General features: G+C 41.3%; 18 protein-coding genes and 5 tRNA genes. 2 read left to right on the top strand and 21 right to left on the bottom strand.

The annotated features are described in order from the left end of the window. Positions 1-269 precede the first annotated feature (269 nt). From rplL to VIM89_RS22900, 17 genes are all read right to left on the bottom strand, one after another. Positions 270-656, bottom strand: a complete 387-nt coding sequence (rplL, locus tag VIM89_RS22980; RefSeq protein ID WP_488158532.1) for a 50S ribosomal protein L7/L12 — start codon at positions 654-656, stop codon at positions 270-272. Positions 657-715: 59 nt separating this feature from the next. Further along, positions 716-1234: a 50S ribosomal protein L10 gene (gene rplJ / locus VIM89_RS22975; RefSeq protein WP_488158531.1), complete on the bottom strand. Its 519-nt coding sequence runs from the start codon at positions 1232-1234 to the stop codon at positions 716-718. Positions 1235-1236: 2 nt separating this feature from the next. Next, positions 1237-1935, bottom strand: a complete 699-nt coding sequence (gene rplA / locus VIM89_RS22970; protein ID WP_302900319.1) for a 50S ribosomal protein L1 — start codon at positions 1933-1935, stop codon at positions 1237-1239. A 23-nt stretch (positions 1936-1958) separates the two neighbouring features. Further along, positions 1959-2402: a 50S ribosomal protein L11 gene (gene rplK / locus VIM89_RS22965; RefSeq protein WP_302900318.1), complete on the bottom strand. Its 444-nt coding sequence runs from the start codon at positions 2400-2402 to the stop codon at positions 1959-1961. Between the two features lie 180 nt (positions 2403-2582). Then, complete coding sequence (gene nusG / locus VIM89_RS22960) at positions 2583-3125, bottom strand: transcription termination/antitermination protein NusG (RefSeq protein WP_488158530.1); 543 nt, start codon at positions 3123-3125, stop codon at positions 2583-2585. A gap of 12 nt (positions 3126-3137) precedes the next feature. Then, complete coding sequence (gene secE, locus VIM89_RS22955; protein ID WP_488158529.1) at positions 3138-3332, bottom strand: preprotein translocase subunit SecE; 195 nt, start codon at positions 3330-3332, stop codon at positions 3138-3140. Between the two features lie 18 nt (positions 3333-3350). Beyond that, positions 3351-3421: transfer RNA gene (locus VIM89_RS22950), tRNA-Trp, on the bottom strand. A gap of 118 nt (positions 3422-3539) precedes the next feature. Next, entirely contained in the window at positions 3540-4727 is a 1188-nt protein-coding gene (tuf, locus tag VIM89_RS22945; protein WP_488158528.1) for an elongation factor Tu, read from the bottom strand. Between the two features lie 55 nt (positions 4728-4782). Next, positions 4783-4854 (bottom strand) — tRNA-Thr (locus VIM89_RS22940). A 101-nt stretch (positions 4855-4955) separates the two neighbouring features. Beyond that, a tRNA-Gly gene (locus VIM89_RS22935) sits at positions 4956-5028 on the bottom strand. A 104-nt stretch (positions 5029-5132) separates the two neighbouring features. After that, positions 5133-5213, bottom strand: a tRNA-Tyr gene (locus VIM89_RS22930). A 94-nt stretch (positions 5214-5307) separates the two neighbouring features. Next, positions 5308-5380: transfer RNA gene (locus VIM89_RS22925), tRNA-Thr, on the bottom strand. A 309-nt stretch (positions 5381-5689) separates the two neighbouring features. After that, a complete protein-coding gene (gene hpf / locus VIM89_RS22920; protein ID WP_488158527.1) occupies positions 5690-6040 on the bottom strand; it encodes a ribosome hibernation-promoting factor, HPF/YfiA family in 351 nt (116 codons plus the stop codon). A 13-nt stretch (positions 6041-6053) separates the two neighbouring features. Then, positions 6054-6941 carry a tyrosine-type recombinase/integrase gene (locus VIM89_RS22915; protein WP_488158526.1) on the bottom strand — a complete coding sequence of 296 codons (888 nt, stop codon included), beginning with the start codon at positions 6939-6941 and terminating at the stop codon, positions 6054-6056. A gap of 85 nt (positions 6942-7026) precedes the next feature. Beyond that, positions 7027-7218, bottom strand: a complete 192-nt coding sequence (gene rpsU, locus VIM89_RS22910) for a 30S ribosomal protein S21 (RefSeq protein WP_488158525.1) — start codon at positions 7216-7218, stop codon at positions 7027-7029. A 191-nt stretch (positions 7219-7409) separates the two neighbouring features. Further along, entirely contained in the window at positions 7410-8012 is a 603-nt protein-coding gene (locus tag VIM89_RS22905; RefSeq protein ID WP_488158524.1) for a hypothetical protein, read from the bottom strand. Positions 8013-8097: 85 nt separating this feature from the next. Beyond that, positions 8098-9270, bottom strand: coding sequence for an acyl-CoA dehydrogenase (locus VIM89_RS22900; protein WP_488158523.1), 1173 nt, complete (start codon positions 9268-9270; stop codon positions 8098-8100). A 391-nt stretch (positions 9271-9661) separates the two neighbouring features. Between VIM89_RS22900 and VIM89_RS22895 the strand changes: the two genes are divergently transcribed. Together VIM89_RS22895 and VIM89_RS22890 are read left to right on the top strand one after the other, a co-directional pair. Then, the gene (locus VIM89_RS22895; protein WP_488158522.1) at positions 9662-11986 is read left to right on the top strand and encodes a TonB-dependent receptor; all 2325 of its coding nucleotides are present in this window, start codon (positions 9662-9664) and stop codon (positions 11984-11986) included. A 3-nt stretch (positions 11987-11989) separates the two neighbouring features. Continuing rightward, positions 11990-12796: a DUF4249 domain-containing protein gene (locus VIM89_RS22890; protein WP_488158521.1), complete on the top strand. Its 807-nt coding sequence runs from the start codon at positions 11990-11992 to the stop codon at positions 12794-12796. 277 nt (positions 12797-13073) lie between these two features. Here VIM89_RS22890 and VIM89_RS22885 read toward each other — a convergent pair whose 3' ends face one another. From VIM89_RS22885 to VIM89_RS22870, 4 genes are all read right to left on the bottom strand, one after another. After that, on the bottom strand, positions 13074-14054 hold the full coding sequence (locus VIM89_RS22885) for a c-type cytochrome (RefSeq protein ID WP_488158520.1): 981 nt from the start codon (positions 14052-14054) through the stop codon (positions 13074-13076). 208 nt (positions 14055-14262) lie between these two features. Then, the gene (locus tag VIM89_RS22880) at positions 14263-14961 is read right to left on the bottom strand and encodes a twin-arginine translocation signal domain-containing protein (protein ID WP_488158519.1); all 699 of its coding nucleotides are present in this window, start codon (positions 14959-14961) and stop codon (positions 14263-14265) included. A gap of 255 nt (positions 14962-15216) precedes the next feature. After that, positions 15217-15744, bottom strand: coding sequence for an adenine phosphoribosyltransferase (locus VIM89_RS22875; protein ID WP_488158518.1), 528 nt, complete (start codon positions 15742-15744; stop codon positions 15217-15219). Then, the gene (locus tag VIM89_RS22870; protein WP_488158517.1) at positions 15741-16385 is read right to left on the bottom strand and encodes a ComEA family DNA-binding protein; all 645 of its coding nucleotides are present in this window, start codon (positions 16383-16385) and stop codon (positions 15741-15743) included. Before VIM89_RS22870 ends, VIM89_RS22875 begins: the two co-directional genes overlap by 4 nt. Positions 16386-16417: the final 32 nt, after the last annotated feature.

Here is a 16417-nt window from a genome sequence, read left to right as displayed (position 1 = left end):
ACTTTTCTGCTGGTTGCAAAATTTACTCTTTGATTATTTTTGTTTGCCAAGGGACTTTGATTTTAGTTTAATAACAAACTTTTCGGTAGATGTTCTAACAGATTTGAGATTTGGGATGCGAGATTTGAGATTTTGCTGCCTGATAAAGTAATATTCATCGTGCTATTTGTCTCATATCTCAAATCTAATATCTCATATCTAAACTATATAAACGACAATAGACCCCGACCGAAAAGGTCGGAGTCTTATGTTAATTATGCCGGTTGAAGTTATTTAACTTCAACAACAGCTCCAGCTTCTTCTAATTGTTTTTTCAGAGATTCAGCTTCTTCTTTAGATACACCAGTTTTTACTTCTTTAGGTGCACCGTCAACAAGATCTTTCGCTTCTTTCAAACCAAGGCCGGTTAGATCTTTTACTAATTTAACAACTGCTAATTTAGCGCCTCCTGCTTCTTTCAGGATAACGTCGAATGCAGTTTGAGCAGCCTCAGCAGCAGGAGCAGCATCGCCACCGCCAGCAGCAGGAGCAGCTACAGCAACAGCTGCAGCAGCAGGCTCAATGCCGTACTCGTCTTTCAATATCTGAGCTAATTCGTTAACTTCTTTTACTGTTAAGTTTACCAACTGTTCAGCAAATGATTTTAAATCTGCCATTTTATTTTTACTTTTTCTTTAAATACTTTGTTGTTTAATGCGGAACTTCTGGGCGTCCGTTAACCTCTTTCCTGTAATGTTTTAACAATTCCTGCCAGTTTATTTCCGCCTGATTGCAGACCAGAAATAACGTTTTTAGCTGGTGATTGCAGTAATCCGATGATCTCGCCGATCAACTGTTCTTTAGATTTCAGGTTGATCAGGGTATCCAACTGTTTGTCGCCGATAAATACAGACGAATCGATATAAGCAGCTTTCAAAATTGGTTTTTCACCAGTTTTTCTCAGCTGTTTGATCAGCTTTGCCGGAGCAGTTGCTGATTTTGAGAAAAGGATTGATGATGAACCTTTTAATGCGTCATACATCGGGCTGAAATCACCGCCTACAGCTTCCATAGCTTTTTTAATCAAGCTATTTTTAGCTACCTGCATGGTGATATCGCTTTCGAAAAATTTGCGACGGATATCGTTTACTTTTGCAACCGTCAGATTTGAAGTATCGGTGATATAAAAATTACCGTACTCTTTCATCTGTTCAGTAAGGGCAAGAACAAGCTCGTGTTTTTCTTCTTTATTCATGATTAGATCCCCGCTACTGTTTTAGTTTCAATTTCGATTCCGGGCGACATAGTTGAAGAGAGATGGATACTCTTGAAATATGTTCCTTTAGCTGCTGACGGTTTTAATTTTGAGATAGTTTGCAATACTTCTAAAGCATTCTCATAAATTTTATCAGCAGGGAAAGATACTTTTCCTATTGAAGCATGGATGATACCGGTTTTGTCAACCTTGAAGTCGATCTTACCACCTTTAACCTCAGTAACTGCTTTACCAACTTCGGTAGTTACAGTACCTGATTTAGGGTTTGGCATCAGGTTACGCGGACCTAAAATACGGCCCAAACGTCCCACTTTAGCCATCACACTTGGCATAGTGATGATAATATCAACATCAGTCCATCCGCCTTCAATCTTGGCAATATAGTCGTCCAAACCAACAAAATCTGCACCTGCGTCCTTTGCTTCCTGCTCTTTGTCAGGTGTGCAAAGCACTAATACACGTACAGTTTTACCAGTTCCATGAGGTAAGGTTGCTATACCACGCACCATTTGATTGGCTTTACGCGGGTCAACACCTAAACGAACATCAATATCTACTGATGAATCAAACTTGGTATAGTTAATTTCCTTTACCAAAGATGACGCATCCTGTAATGAATACGCTTTGTTAGCCTCAATTTTGGACTGTGCCGCTTTTTGATTTTTTGTTAATCTTGCCACTGTCTTAAACTGATTTGTATAAATTAATTGTTCCAGGGAGCTGTACCGGTAACGGTAATTCCCATACTTCTGGCAGTACCTGCCACCATTTTCATGGCTGATTCTACTGTAAATGCGTTCAAATCAGGCATTTTATCTTTGGCTATCGCCTCAACCTGGTTCCAGTTTACACTGGCTACCTTTTTACGGTTTGGCTCAGCCGACCCACTTTTGATACCTGATGCTTCCATCAACTGGATTGCTACAGGAGGGGTTTTGATGATAAAATCAAATGACTTGTCGACGTATACAGTGATCACTACAGGTAACACTTTACCAGGCTTATCCTGGGTACGTGCGTTGAACTGCTTGCAAAATTCCATAATGTTCACCCCTTTTGCACCTAAAGCAGGTCCAATTGGAGGCGATGGATTTGCAGCGCCGCCCTTCACCTGAAGCTTAACCATAGCACCGATTTCTTTTGCCATTTTATTAATTTTAATTAGTACTCAATGTTATAAGTGGAAGCTAAGTAACATTTAAGCTTGTTTAATGATTGATTTAGTGAATGAGTGAATTAGTGATTTCACCCATTTTATAATCATCATTTATATTTTTAAAGTTTCCGACTGATCATTCACTAATTCACTCAATCAGTCATTCACTAATTATTCTTTCTCGACCTGCATGTAATTCAATTCAAGCGGCGTACGGCGCCCGAATATCTTTACCATTACTTTCAGTTTCTTCTTTTCCTCGTTCACTTCTTCGATCACACCGCTGAAACCGTTGAACGGACCATCCATCACCTTCACGCTTTCGCCTACATAGTAAGGAACGCTCATTGTTTCGCCCTGCGCGGTCATCTCGTCAACCTTGCCCAATATCCTGCTCACTTCAGACGGACGCATAGGGATAGCATTACCGGCCTTATCGCCTAAGAAACCGATCACACTGTTGATATTCTTTATAATATGCTCCAGCTCACCATCAAGGGCAGCTTCCATCAGCACATAACCGGGAAGAATATTGCGTTCTTTTGCAATCTTCTTACCGTCGCGCATCTGGTAATACTTTTCGGTAGGTATTAATACCTGCGGAACTAAATGCGAGATGCCCAAACGATTAATTTCGGCATCAATATATTGTTTAACCTTTTTTTCCTTACCACTGATAGCCCTTACCACATACCATTTCAATTGTTCACTCATCTCGTATACAAATTAGGCTAGTGATGTATAAACCTTAGTTAATATAAAATTGATCAGTTGGTCCATACCAAATATTAACAGCGCAATAAGGATCGCGGCCACTAATACCACCATAGCGCTGTTTGAAAGCTCGCGCCAGGTAGGCCAGGTAACCTTCTCGGTTAACTCTATATAAGACTCTTTTATATACTCTGTTATTGCAGCCATTTTTTGTTACTTATTACGCACGGGAACAAGGATTCGAACCCTGATCAAAGGTTTTGGAGACCTCTATTCTACCATTGAACTATTCCCGTTTATACTTAAATTTCTTATTCCCCTCTTTTGTGAACAAAGTACTTAGCCAAATCTGGCTAAGTACTTTGAAAGAAATTAACCTATTCCTTGTGCCCAATTAAGGACGGTCAGGGTAGATTATTTTAAGATTTCAGTTACCTGACCTGCACCTACGGTACGACCACCTTCACGGATAGCGAAACGTAAGCCTTTTTCCATTGCGATAGCGTTGATCAGCTTTACAGTGATGGTAACGTTATCACCTGGCATAACCATTTCTACTCCTGGTTCCAAAGCGATCTCGCCTGTTACGTCAGTAGTACGGAAATAGAATTGAGGACGGTATTTATTGAAGAATGGAGTGTGACGGCCACCTTCAGCTTTTGACAATACGTAAACTTCTGCTTTGAAATCGGTGTGAGGAGTTACTGAACCAGGTTTGCAAATAACCATACCACGACGGATATCAGTTTTTTCAATACCACGTAACAATAAACCTACGTTGTCACCAGCTTCACCGCGATCAAGGATCTTGCGGAACATTTCAACACCGGTTACAGTTGATTTCAAGTTCTCAGCACCCATACCCAGGATGTCTACAGCATCACCAGAGTTAATTACACCACGCTCAATACGACCGGTAGCAACAGTACCACGACCAGTGATTGAGAATACGTCTTCAACCGGCATCAGGAATGGAAGATCGGTCAGACGTGGAGGGATTGGAATGTAGCTATCTACAGCTTCCATCAATTCCATGATCTTTTCAACCCATTTAGGGTCACCGTTCAAGCCACCTAAAGCTGAACCCTGGATTACAGGAATATCATCGCCAGGGAATTCGTAGAATGATAATAATTCACGAACTTCCATTTCAACTAATTCTAACAGTTCCGGATCATCAACCATGTCAACTTTGTTCATGAAAACAACAAGCGCAGGTACACCTACCTGACGAGCTAACAGGATGTGTTCACGGGTTTGAGGCATAGGACCATCAGTAGCAGCAACCACTATAATCGCACCGTCCATCTGAGCAGCACCAGTAACCATGTTCTTTACATAGTCAGCGTGTCCCGGGCAGTCAACGTGAGCATAGTGACGATTTGCAGTTGAATACTCAACGTGCGCAGTGTTGATAGTGATACCACGCTCTTTTTCTTCAGGAGCTGAGTCGATTGAATCGAAAGAACGAGCCTCAGATAAACCTTTATCAGCCAATACTTTGGTAATAGCTGCGGTGAGGGTTGTTTTACCGTGGTCAACGTGACCGATTGTACCGATGTTTAAGTGCGGCTTACTGCGGTCAAATTTTTCTTTTGCCATGATTTATAAACTTTTGTAGGTTAATTTTATTTTTAATTGTCGTATTTATACGCCGAGCCAACAATGGGATTTGAACCCATGACCTCTTCCTTACCAAGGAAGTGCTCTACCCCTGAGCTACGTCGGCTTATTTTTTTAGCTCATTAGTTCACTTGTTCATCAGTTCATTTGTCTTAGCGCTTTGGTTACTAATAAACAATTGAACAAATCAACTAATGAACCAATCTGAGCGGAAGACGAGGTTCGAACTCGCGACCTATAGCTTGGAAGGCTATCGCTCTACCAACTGAGCTACTTCCGCGTTTTAATTAGTGAATGAGTGAGTTAGTGAATCATTGAATTTTGCAATCAACTTTATGTCAATCACTCATTCACTAATTCAAAAATTCACTCATTCAAAAAAAGTGGGGAGAGAAGGATTCGAACCTTCGTAGCCGAAGCAACGGATTTACAGTCCGTCCCATTTGACCGCTCTGGTATCTCCCCATTTGTTTATTTAGTGAATGAGCGAGTTAGCGAATGAGTGAATTTTTATACTCACACATTCACTAATTCAATAATTCATTCATTGAATAAACAGAGCCTCCTATCGGGATCGAACCAATGACCTACTGATTACAAGTCAGTTGCTCTACCAGCTGAGCTAAGGAGGCTTTTGTATCTACTTTTTTTTCGCCCCCGGCGTTCCCTTTTTAAAGGATCCGTCAGCTGAGTTAAAGTGATGGTGTTGTCTTAATCGCTGCTGTAAACTTTCAAATAACATTGAAAGCCACCTGCTTAAATTAAAGACTTCAAATTTACATTTTAAAGAACCATCCTTTTCATTAAGATTTTGCGCGATGCACACCTCTCCGAAAGGGATTGCAAATTTACACATTTTTTAACCCGGGCAAAATAATTTTACAAAAAAAAATCGGCGGGCTTAAAACCCGCCGATTTCTGCATTTTTTTAATGCTGAGTTTCAATCATATTCCTCTTCCGAGGCTTGTAAAACAGCCTTTTTTGTTGCGTCGGCTGCTATGGATTTCTTTTGTTTATGTTTTTCTATTTGTTTCTTGAGGCATTCAACCGCCAGGTCTGTGCCTTCTTCAAATGACTTACACTGCTCTTTTGCGAATAACTGCGTGCCCGGTAACGTCAGTTTTATCTCCGTTATTTTATTTGCTACATCTTCGGTGTTTTCTAATCTTAAATAAACTTCGCCATTAATGATCCTGTCAAAAAACTGATCTAACTTGTTGGCTTTCTTCTGAATAAAATCTAACAATTTCTTGTCTGCATCAAAACGGATAGACTGCACTGTAATTTTCATTTTTCCTCCTTGGTTATGCCTTTGGATGGGCTAGTTTGTAAATAGATTTTAATCGCTCAACTGAGTTGTGTGTATAAACCTGGGTGGCGCTGAGATTTGCATGGCCCAGGAGCTCCTTTATAGCATTTAAATCGGCTCCCCGGTTTAGCAGGCTCGTTGCAAATGTGTGCCTCAGCACGTGTGGACTTCTTTTATTCTGAGTTGATATGTATGAGAGGTATTTATGCACTATTAAATAGATAAACTTTGGATACACATCCGATCCTTTGTTTGTAACGATTAAAGTTAGAGAATTGTTATGGAAATTTTGATTTTTCTTTAACTCGGTATACCGTTCCAACAGCACTTTCAACTCGTGATTGATTGGCACAATACGTTCCTTATTGCGCTTGCCTAACACCTTTATAGTACCATCGTAAATATTGATGTTCTGTTCCTTTAAACCCACCAGTTCGGCAAGACGGATACCGGTGCCAAAAAGTATTTCGAGCACCAATTTATCGCGGGTGCCTTCAAAGTCGTCGCTAAACACTTCATCACTGTTTAGCATGGCGTTCAGCTTTTCGTCTTCCACCACAACGGGCAGATGTTTTACATTTTTTGGCGATTGAATTTTGGAAGTAGGGTTATCAGTGATCAATCCCTCACGAAGCAGGAATTTAAAGTATTTCCTAAGTGTCGCTATTTTGCGATTAACGGACCTTGCGGTCATCTCGCCCATCAGATGCACCATCCAATTGCGGATATGCTGATAAGTAATTTCGGCAGGATGATTTACAGTTTGCTCAGGCTCGTTGAGGAATTTAAAAAATTGATCGAGGTCTGACTGGTAAGCGGAGACTGTATGCGGAGAATACCGTTTTTCAAACTTAATATATTGTATAAACCGCTCTAAAAACATAAAAACTATCTGTACACACGGAGAATTGAATGTACAAATAGTTTTAATATATATTCAAAAAAACTGAAAATTCTTTTGACAAGAATTACACAGTTTCCTGGTTCAAGCCTTGTTTGTATATGGCATGTTTAACAACGTGCCTGCGGGTAACAGATTTCTTTTCGAAAGCCTGGCGACTACGAAGTTCTCTTAAAACACCGGTCTTTTCAAATTTCTTCTTAAAACGTTTAAGCGCTTTATCTAATGATTCGCCTTCTTTAACATTGATAATGATCATATTCCCTTATATACCTCCTTTCGTGGGACGACAAAGGTAAGGGATTTGTTTTTAATTTGAAAATGAATTTGTTAAATAGTTGATTGGTTGATTGAGTTAAGTGGTTGATTGGGTTATTATTGAGTTTATCACTATTCTAAGGACTATACTGGAGTGACGTGGGGCTAACACCAACGACAAACTAATATTATTTAATCGTCTACACTTTCCACGATGTGATCTGATAAAACCTTTCCTGTTTTGCCGTCCAGAGTTATTATGCGATATTTCGAAGTACCTGACAGATGTTGATTAATCTCATACTTGGGCAATTTCGTATCGCGATGAACATAACGGCGGATACGGACGCCTGATTTAACAATTCTAAGATCAATTTTGAAATCCATTAACATTTTATGAACTAAGTCCTCAATAGTAAATTTATAAGGAAGATCCTCATCAATTTCCTTTATAAGTTTTCCATTTTCATCATATTCATAATACTTACCATATCGGATGTCATAGAAAGTTTTTTCAGTGGACTTTAAGACTAAGTTTGAATAATACTCATTGAATATACGATATGGGCTTCGGGACTTACTTAAATTTTCATAATACTCGGTGTCGGCGTATATTTTTGTACCGTCAGCAAGGCTATGAGTATGAATTTTAAGTTGTTTGTTTTTTTTAAAGCTGTCAATATTAAACTTTTTTATACTATTACCCCTATTAGCTGTGTCTAATTTATTTATGTATTCAGCTTTAGCTAAATGGGATGTGACCATTGCTAATATGAGTATCGTCAATCGCATCATATTTGTGATTTTTTAGGTTTGACAATATAACTTTTCTTTGTCAATCTCAATATGCTTAAACCTAAGCAACCACCTAACCAATCAACTACCCTCTCAACGCTTCCCTCGCAATCACAATCTTCTGTATCTCCGATGTTCCCTCGCCTATGGTGCATAGCTTGGCATCGCGGTAGTATTTCTCAACAGGAAAATCTTTGGTATAGCCATAGCCTCCGAATATCTGCACAGCTTCAGTCGCTACTTTAACCGCAACTTCCGACGCATAGTATTTAGCCATCGCAGCCAGCTTGGTTACAGGTTGATGGCGATTTTTCAGATCAGCGGCCTGCATTAATAGCATTTCAGCTGCTTCTATCTGTGTAGCCATATCAGCAAGCTTGAATGATATCCCCTGGAAGTTACTTATCGGCTGACCGAATTGATGACGCTCTTTTGAATAAGCCACTGCTGCCTCAAAAGCACCTTTTGCTATGCCCAATGATAAAGCAGCGATAGATATGCGGCCTCCATCCAATACTTTCATCGCTTGCTTAAAGCCTTCGCCTTCATTCCCTAACAAGTTTTCCTTTGAGACGCGGCAATTATCGAATATCATTTCGGTAGTTTCCGAAGCACGCATGCCCAGTTTGTTTTCCTTTTTGCCTGCATTGAAACCTGGTGTTCCACGCTCCACCACAAATGCAGATATACCTTTTGAGTCGCCCTTCTCGCCTGTTCTCGCCATTACTACTGCTACACCACTCGACTTCCCATGCGTGATCCAGTTTTTTGCACCATTAATAATATAATGATCGCCCTCCAATACCGCAGTTGTACTCATCCGCATAGCATCCGAGCCAGTGTTAGCTTCCGTGAGTCCCCAGGCACCCAGCCATTCGCCGGTAGCGAGTCTGGGCAGCCATTTTTTCTTTTGCTTTTCATTAGCAAAGTTGAGGATATGCCCTGTACACAATGAATTATGCGCTGCAACCGACAACCCTATCGAACCACATACTTTGGCGATCTCCTGAATAACGGTTACATATTCAAAATAACCAAAGCCCGAGCCACCATATTCTTCAGGAACAAACACACTGAGCATGCCCAGTTCGCCCAACTGGTTAAATAGTTCACGCGGAAAATGCTGTTCTTCGTCCCATTCCATTACGTGCGGCTTGATATGTTTTTCAGCAAAATCCTTAGCCATTTGTCCCACCATCTGCTGGTTTTCAGAAACAGAAAAATCAAAGCCGGTATCAATTTTATAGGTACTATCCATAGAGGTATATAATATATGCCGCAATTTAAACAAAAACATTTACTATGCATGCATAGCAACAACCTTTTATAATTTACTAGTGTACGGTGCAAGGCAGGCGGCATAAAGGGCGACTTGCATGGTGGTTACATATCGCTCGCATAGTTGACTCACCCCTGCCCCTCTCTGCTGCGCAAAGAGGGGTTTTTAAAAGAAAAATAAATCCCCTCTTTATGGCTTGCCATAGAGAGGATGGTCGAGCATAGCAATGACCGGGTGAGTCAACTTTGCTACTATTTTATCCCACTATCCCAGTTTTTTAATGCCCTCGTAACATTATTTAACATTTATCATCTAAATTTTTAGTGAATGGTATCACTATTACAATTATTTTAGCGGCAAATCTACCTTAATGGCCAAAACGTTACTATTTCTTCTATTTCTTAGTCTATCTCTTACTTGTTTCGGCCAAAAGAAATACTCCATCAGTGGTACAATTAAGGATGGCGCTACCGGCGAGCAACTTATCGGCGCTACCGTCCGCATTAAGGAATTACCACAAAGCGGCACAGTCACCAATAGCTACGGATTTTATTCGATCTACGCGCCTGAGGGTGACTATACTTTATTATATACTTACACCGGCTATGAACCTGTAGAGCAAAAAGTATCCCTGCACCAAAACCAGGAAGTAAACGTACCGTTGCAAGTCAAAAGTGATCTGAAGGAAGTAGTCATCCGTGCCAACGGGCCTAATAATGATAATATCGCCTCGCCCCAAATGGGCGTCGAAAAGCTGAATATGGCGCAGATCAACCAGGTGCCTGTATTGCTTGGAGAGAAAGATATTTTGAAAACACTTTCATTATTACCGGGTGTTAAGTCATCCGGTGAGGGTAACACAGGATTCTATGTTCGTGGTGGTGGAGCTGATCAGAATTTGATCCTGCTGGACGAGGCTACTGTATATAATGCTTCACACTTTTTTGGATTCTTCTCTACTTTTAATTCTGATGCAATTAAGGATGTGAGTCTTTATAAAGGTGGCATGCCTGCAGAATTTGGTGGCCGACTTTCATCTGTTCTCGACATTAAAATGAATGAAGGCAATAACCAGGATTACACAGTGCAAGGTGGGTTGGGGCTGATTTCCTCACGTATTAAAGTAGAGGGACCATTAGTTAAAGACAAAGGCTCTTTTATGGTGAGCGCGCGTCGTACGTATATCGATTTCTTTCTAAAGGCCTCATCCGATTCAGTTATCCGGGGTAGTTCTATCTATTTTTATGATGTAAACACTAAGGCCAATTATCATTTTGATGATAAGAACGCTATTTACCTGTCGGGATATTTTGGCAAGGATGTGCTGTCTCTTAAAAATACATTCGGCACTAACTGGGGTAACTCTACAGGTACAATCCGTTTTAATCATTTATTCAATAGCAGGTTGTTTTCTAATACTTCGCTCGTTTTCAGCAACTATAATTATGTGGTTCAAAGCTTTTTGAATAACGAAGGATTTAAGGCGACATCTAAAATTACTGATGTTAACCTGAAAGAGGATCTTTCCTATTCAATGGGTGATAACCACACTGTCAAATTTGGGGTGAACATTTTACACCACACCATCGCTCCGGGAGATATTACCGCACCACCATCGTCCAGCTTTAATAATATCCATGTGGAAGACCGCTATGGTTATGAAACCGCCGCTTATATCAGCGATGAATGGAAAGCCAATAATCACCTGACTTTCCTTTATGGTTTACGCCTGAGCAGCTTCTTCCTGTTGGGGCCGGGTACTTTTAGTACTTACGATGCAGATGGAAATGTTACCAGTTCTAAAACCTATACATCCGGCCAATTAGTGAGGAGCTATACTAATCTTGAGCCGCGCTTTTCGGCAAGTTATACTTTGGATGATGCCAATTCGCTCAAGTTTTCTTATAACCGTAATACGCAGAATATTCACTTGCTCACCAATTCAACCAGCAACACCCCTACCGACTTGTACGTAATGAGCAGCAATAACATTAAGCCTGAAATTGCTGATCAACTTTCTACCGGATGGTTTAAAAACTTTCAGGATAATAATTATGAGCTCTCAGCCGAGGTGTATTATAAATGGCTGCAAAACCAGATCGACTATAAGGACGGCGCACAATTGCTGGTAAATCAAGGTGTAGAATCGCAATTGGTTTATGGCACGGGCCGTTCGTACGGTCTGGAGCTTTTCCTGAAAAAGAAATATGGAAAGTTTAATGGCTGGATAGGTTATACGCTTTCCCGCACCGAACGCAAATTCCCCGGAATTAATAATGATCAATATTATCCCGCAACGCAAGATCGCACCCACGATATTTCTGTTGTCGGTATTTATCAATATAGCAAACGCTGGTCATTCTCGGCTGATTTTGTTTATGGTACCGGCAATGCGGTTACCTATCCTACCGGCAAGTATAATGTTGGCGGTTTAACCACCTACTCTTATTCACAACGCAATGGCTATCGCATGCCATCCAACAACAGGCTCGATATCGGCGCTACTTTAGAAGGCAAAGAACATAAGAAATATCATTCGAGCTGGACATTTGGCATATATAATGTATATGCTCACCGCAATCCATACACGATTACCTTCCGCGATAGCAAAACCATACCAAACACAACCGAAGCTGTGGAGACCAGCATTTTTGCAACCATGATACCATCTGTAACCTGGAACTTTAAATTTTGAGGCATGAGATTGACGAGACTTAAATATTACACAGGTTTATTGCTTATAGCAATAGTGGCGATATCATGCAAAAAGGTGATCAAGCTTGATTTGGGAAATGATAGCGGCAAACTGGTGATCGAGGGTAATATTACGGATGAACCCGACCCACAATATGTAAAGCTGAGCCGCAATGTACCTTTTACCGGCACCAATACTTATCCGCCTGTAACCGGGGCTACCGTTACTATTTACGACAGTACTGCCAATCGTTATTTCGATATGACAGAAGGCCCGGCAGGGACCTATTCCGTTCAAAAAGGATTAGGGATATACGGGCACACTTACTTGTTAACTGTTAATACAGGTGGGCAAACTTATAAGGGCCGCTCAGTAATGCCGCAATACGTGGCGATGGACTCGATAGCGACTTCAAACAATATCCTTGATAAACATGACAACAAAAGGATGATGACCGTTTACTTTAACGATCCGGCGGGCATAAAAAACCAATACCGGTTTGTGATGTATGTAAACGATGTGCAGGTAAATACCGTTTTTGCTTTCGACGATCAGTTTATTGATGGCAAACATGTAACGCTCGATCTGCAGCAAACCGAGACAGACATTTATCCCGGCGATACGGTAAGAGTAGAAATGCAAAATATCGACCGCCCTATATACACCTATTGGTTTACGCTGGAGCAACAGCAAGGAGATAATCCGGGCGGCGCGGTAGCCCCCTCTAATCCACCTACTAATATCACACCTGCAACTTTAGGGTATTTTAGCGCGCATACTACACAGAGTATAACGGTGGTGGCGAGGTGATATCAGTCTTTAATTAGTGAATTAGTGAGTGAGTGAATTAGTGAATATAAGAATTGGTGTGACTTATCGTGATTGTCTTACTGTCTCATTTTGTGAGGATGGCGCTTCCGGGATAGCGTCTTATATCGCTTATATAGTTGACTCACCCCTGCCCCTCTCTGCTACGCAAAGAGGGGTTTAAAAGAAAAATAAATCCCCTCTTTATGGCTTGCCATAGAGAGGGTGGTCGAGCGTAGCAATGACCGGGTGAGTCAAAACGCCGTGCAGATTACTCCGACTACCTCTTCCCCAACCCCGGATAATACTTCTTTATAGGCCCAAAAGGCCCGTACTTACGCTGATCTTTACTGAATTGACTATCAGCATAAGGACCAAAGGGATAATCATACGGCTTGGTAGCCAGTTTTGGCCAGTCGGTATTCATATTTTTATAAGGATGGGGTTGAGAGTTCACAAATGCCGCCACGTCCCATGCCTGATCAGTTGTAAGCTGGGCATTTTTATCAGCATTGTAAGGCATGTTATGCTTTACAAATCCTGCAAATTTGGATAACCGGTAAATACTGGCGCCGATGTTATAGCTATGTTCACCCCATAATGGCGGATAAGTGTAAGCTGTCCCCGATGCATTTAACAATCCTTCACCATTTTTACCATGACAGACCCGGCATTTGGATACATACACTGCCCTGCCTATCGCCGTATCTGCCGGACGGTCCAGAAAAGCCAGTTCCTCAATGCCCGAACCTACCGGTTTAGTGCCTTTCTTCACGTTCTTTCCTATCCAGGTTAAGTAGGTCACAAAAGCCTTCATTTCGCGGCTGTTACTATCTATGCGACTGCCACTGAGACTACGCTCAAAACAGTCCTCCACTTTTTTTACTATCGTCTCTACCGAACCGCTCCGTTCTTTGAAACGCGGATAACCAACTGCTGTGAGCGAGAAATTATTGCCATCCAGTTTAGTTCCTGCATTCAAATGGCAGTTCTGGCAATTTAAACCATTGCTTTTATGGGCGATTACGCCCCTTGGACCAAAATAGTAAGAGGTATTTATAATAAGCGAGCGCCCGTATTTGATCAGTTTGGCTTCTTCAGGATCAGTTATTTCACTGGTATCAGGAATGATCCATTTTGGTTTTACCGGTTTGACTTCCTTTGTAGTCGCGACATTCTTGTCATGCTTTTCGCAGGCAATCATGCTTACTGCAACGGTAATGGCAGCTATCAATAGTATTAAACTTAAGGTACGGGGCATGAGATGTCTATAAGTATAGATTTTAAAGGCAAATAAACTTTATGTCATTGCAATGAACGGCCTGAGGGGTGAAAAAGCAATCACAGACTATGCATATTGGCCCTGTATAGCATGCGATTGCTTTCCCGAAATAAATTCGGGACAGGCTGTTGCGCGGCACACACAATCCGCCTTACGCCTCGCAATGACACGAATTTTAATAGCTAGCTTATCCTGCAAAGCAATAAGCACACCCATGTTCCTGCGCACGGCCAACCGCCCAAACACCGGATGGCATCAATTGAACACCAGGCAGTAATCCTGCAATCCATTCGTTTTTAATGGTGTTTGCATCGCCGTTGCTTTGCATTGCAGTCACAGCGGAAAATACAGTAATTGCCATTCCGCATGCACAGAATTTAATGCCGGTATCCTGCAGCTCATTTATACCGATCTGCACAGGGCCTATTCCCGGCACTTTATACGTACCAGGCGCAGGTTGCCAGAAAGGATTTTTGGTGGCGGGCGTTTTGCCATCCTCTTCCATAATCTTAAACATTTCGCCAAATTTATACTTGGCCCATAGATCATTATTTAGAGCATAGGGAATGGCATTGTGACGCAGGATAACAACCACACCGCAATCCTTTTCGGGTGTTCCGGTAGCCGCGTTGGTAAGTGTAAACACTCTTGGCCAGGCAAAAGGCATCAGGCCATTTGGGCCGGTAACGTCAAATACAATTTTGTGCACACCTTTTACCTGCTTAAACCACTCGTCGGCATCTGATGCACTGGTGGCCGGAACAGTTTCGGCAGCTAATGAGAGTGGGCTGGCTAATATTCCAGTACCTAATACGGCGGCACCTGTTGCAACCTGTTTCAGGAAATTGCGGCGCTGGTCTGACTGAGATTGATAATTGGTTTTCATAACAGTAAAAAATTAGGTTAATTATTGAGTTTACTGGGCATATTCGAAGAATAAGGTTTCGGTGGGTCCGACTGAAAAACCTTAATTAAAGTTATGTATAACAAACTGATTTTAAGACAGAAAAATGAAAAATATTGTCTGAATCAGAATTTACAGGATTTGAGAATTTGCAGAATGCTCGTAGAGACGCGATGCATGGATTAGGAAAGATAAATCAAGACAATCCTTTAATCCTGTGAATCATGGTTCAGACAATTAGTAGTCCGCCAGTACAATAATATTATCGCTCCAGGGTTGGATGCGCTCTTTGCCATTCAGGAAACCTAAGCCAACTACAAAAGCAAAGCCTGCTATGATGCCGCCCATCTCAGTAATGAGCTCACTAGCTGCGGTTACGGTGCCGCCTGTTGCCAGTAAGTCGTCATGTATCAAAATATGTTGGCCCGGTTCAAAGGCATCAACATGCATTTCGATAATAGCCGTACCGTACTCGAGTTTATAAGCTTTTTGTTTGATGGTATAGGGCAGCTTACCTGCTTTACGAACCGGGATAAAAGGTACACCAAGACGTGTTGCCAAAGTCAACCCAAATAAAAATCCGCGGCTCTCTACTCCGGCAATCACATCTATTCGGATGCCTTTCAGCTTTTCAATAAAGGCATCGACTATGTTTTCGCAAAGCACGGGGTCTTTCAGTATCGGTGTGATGTCCTTAAATACGATACCGGGTTTCGGGAAATCATGGATATCGCGTATGGCGTCTTTTATCTGCTGCTCTATCATTTAAAATCAATATAAGGCTCAATTTTACGCAAAATTTCGTCATTCAATATCGCAATGTTGCGCATGTCATTCAAAGAGGTATAATCACCATGCTGCTCACGAAATTGGATAACGGCATTCATTTGCTTAAAAGTAAGATAAGGAAAATGCTTCAGTCCGTCAAAGTCAACTTTATTGATGTGGATCTTTTTAATATGCGACGGATCAACCGATACCTGCGCTTGCATTTCGGCATAACGGTCATCATCCATACCAAACACTTCTTTAAGCTGCTCTTTATTTATAAATCCCCCTAAACGGTTGCGGTAATTTACTATACGCCTAGCGAAGGATGAGCCAATGCCCTTTAGTCCGGTAAGCTTTGCAGAATCGGCTGAGTTTAACTCAATTATTACATTATCTGCTACTTTTTTATAGACTGGTACAGCATTTGTTTGGTCATCATCGCCTTGCGACTTTTGGGCTTTGTTAAGTATAGCAACAGCTTTATTAAATTCGGCAGGGTTAATTGTTGTATCTTTGCGGAACAGTTGGAGAAGGTAAGGTGCAGCCAGAACAAGCGCGATCAAAATAACCAATACCACCATTCCGTTCCATTCTTTTTTAGTAATGGAGAAGTATTTTTTCAGAGTTGATCTCATTAAGGTTTAGCTCGATACGACTGTAAATTAAA

The organism is Mucilaginibacter sp., assembly GCF_036568825.1.
GTDB lineage: Bacteria > Bacteroidota > Bacteroidia > Sphingobacteriales > Sphingobacteriaceae > Mucilaginibacter.
The sequence above is the reverse complement of the archived record's forward strand: the minus strand, read 5'-3'. Positions and strand labels throughout refer to the sequence as shown.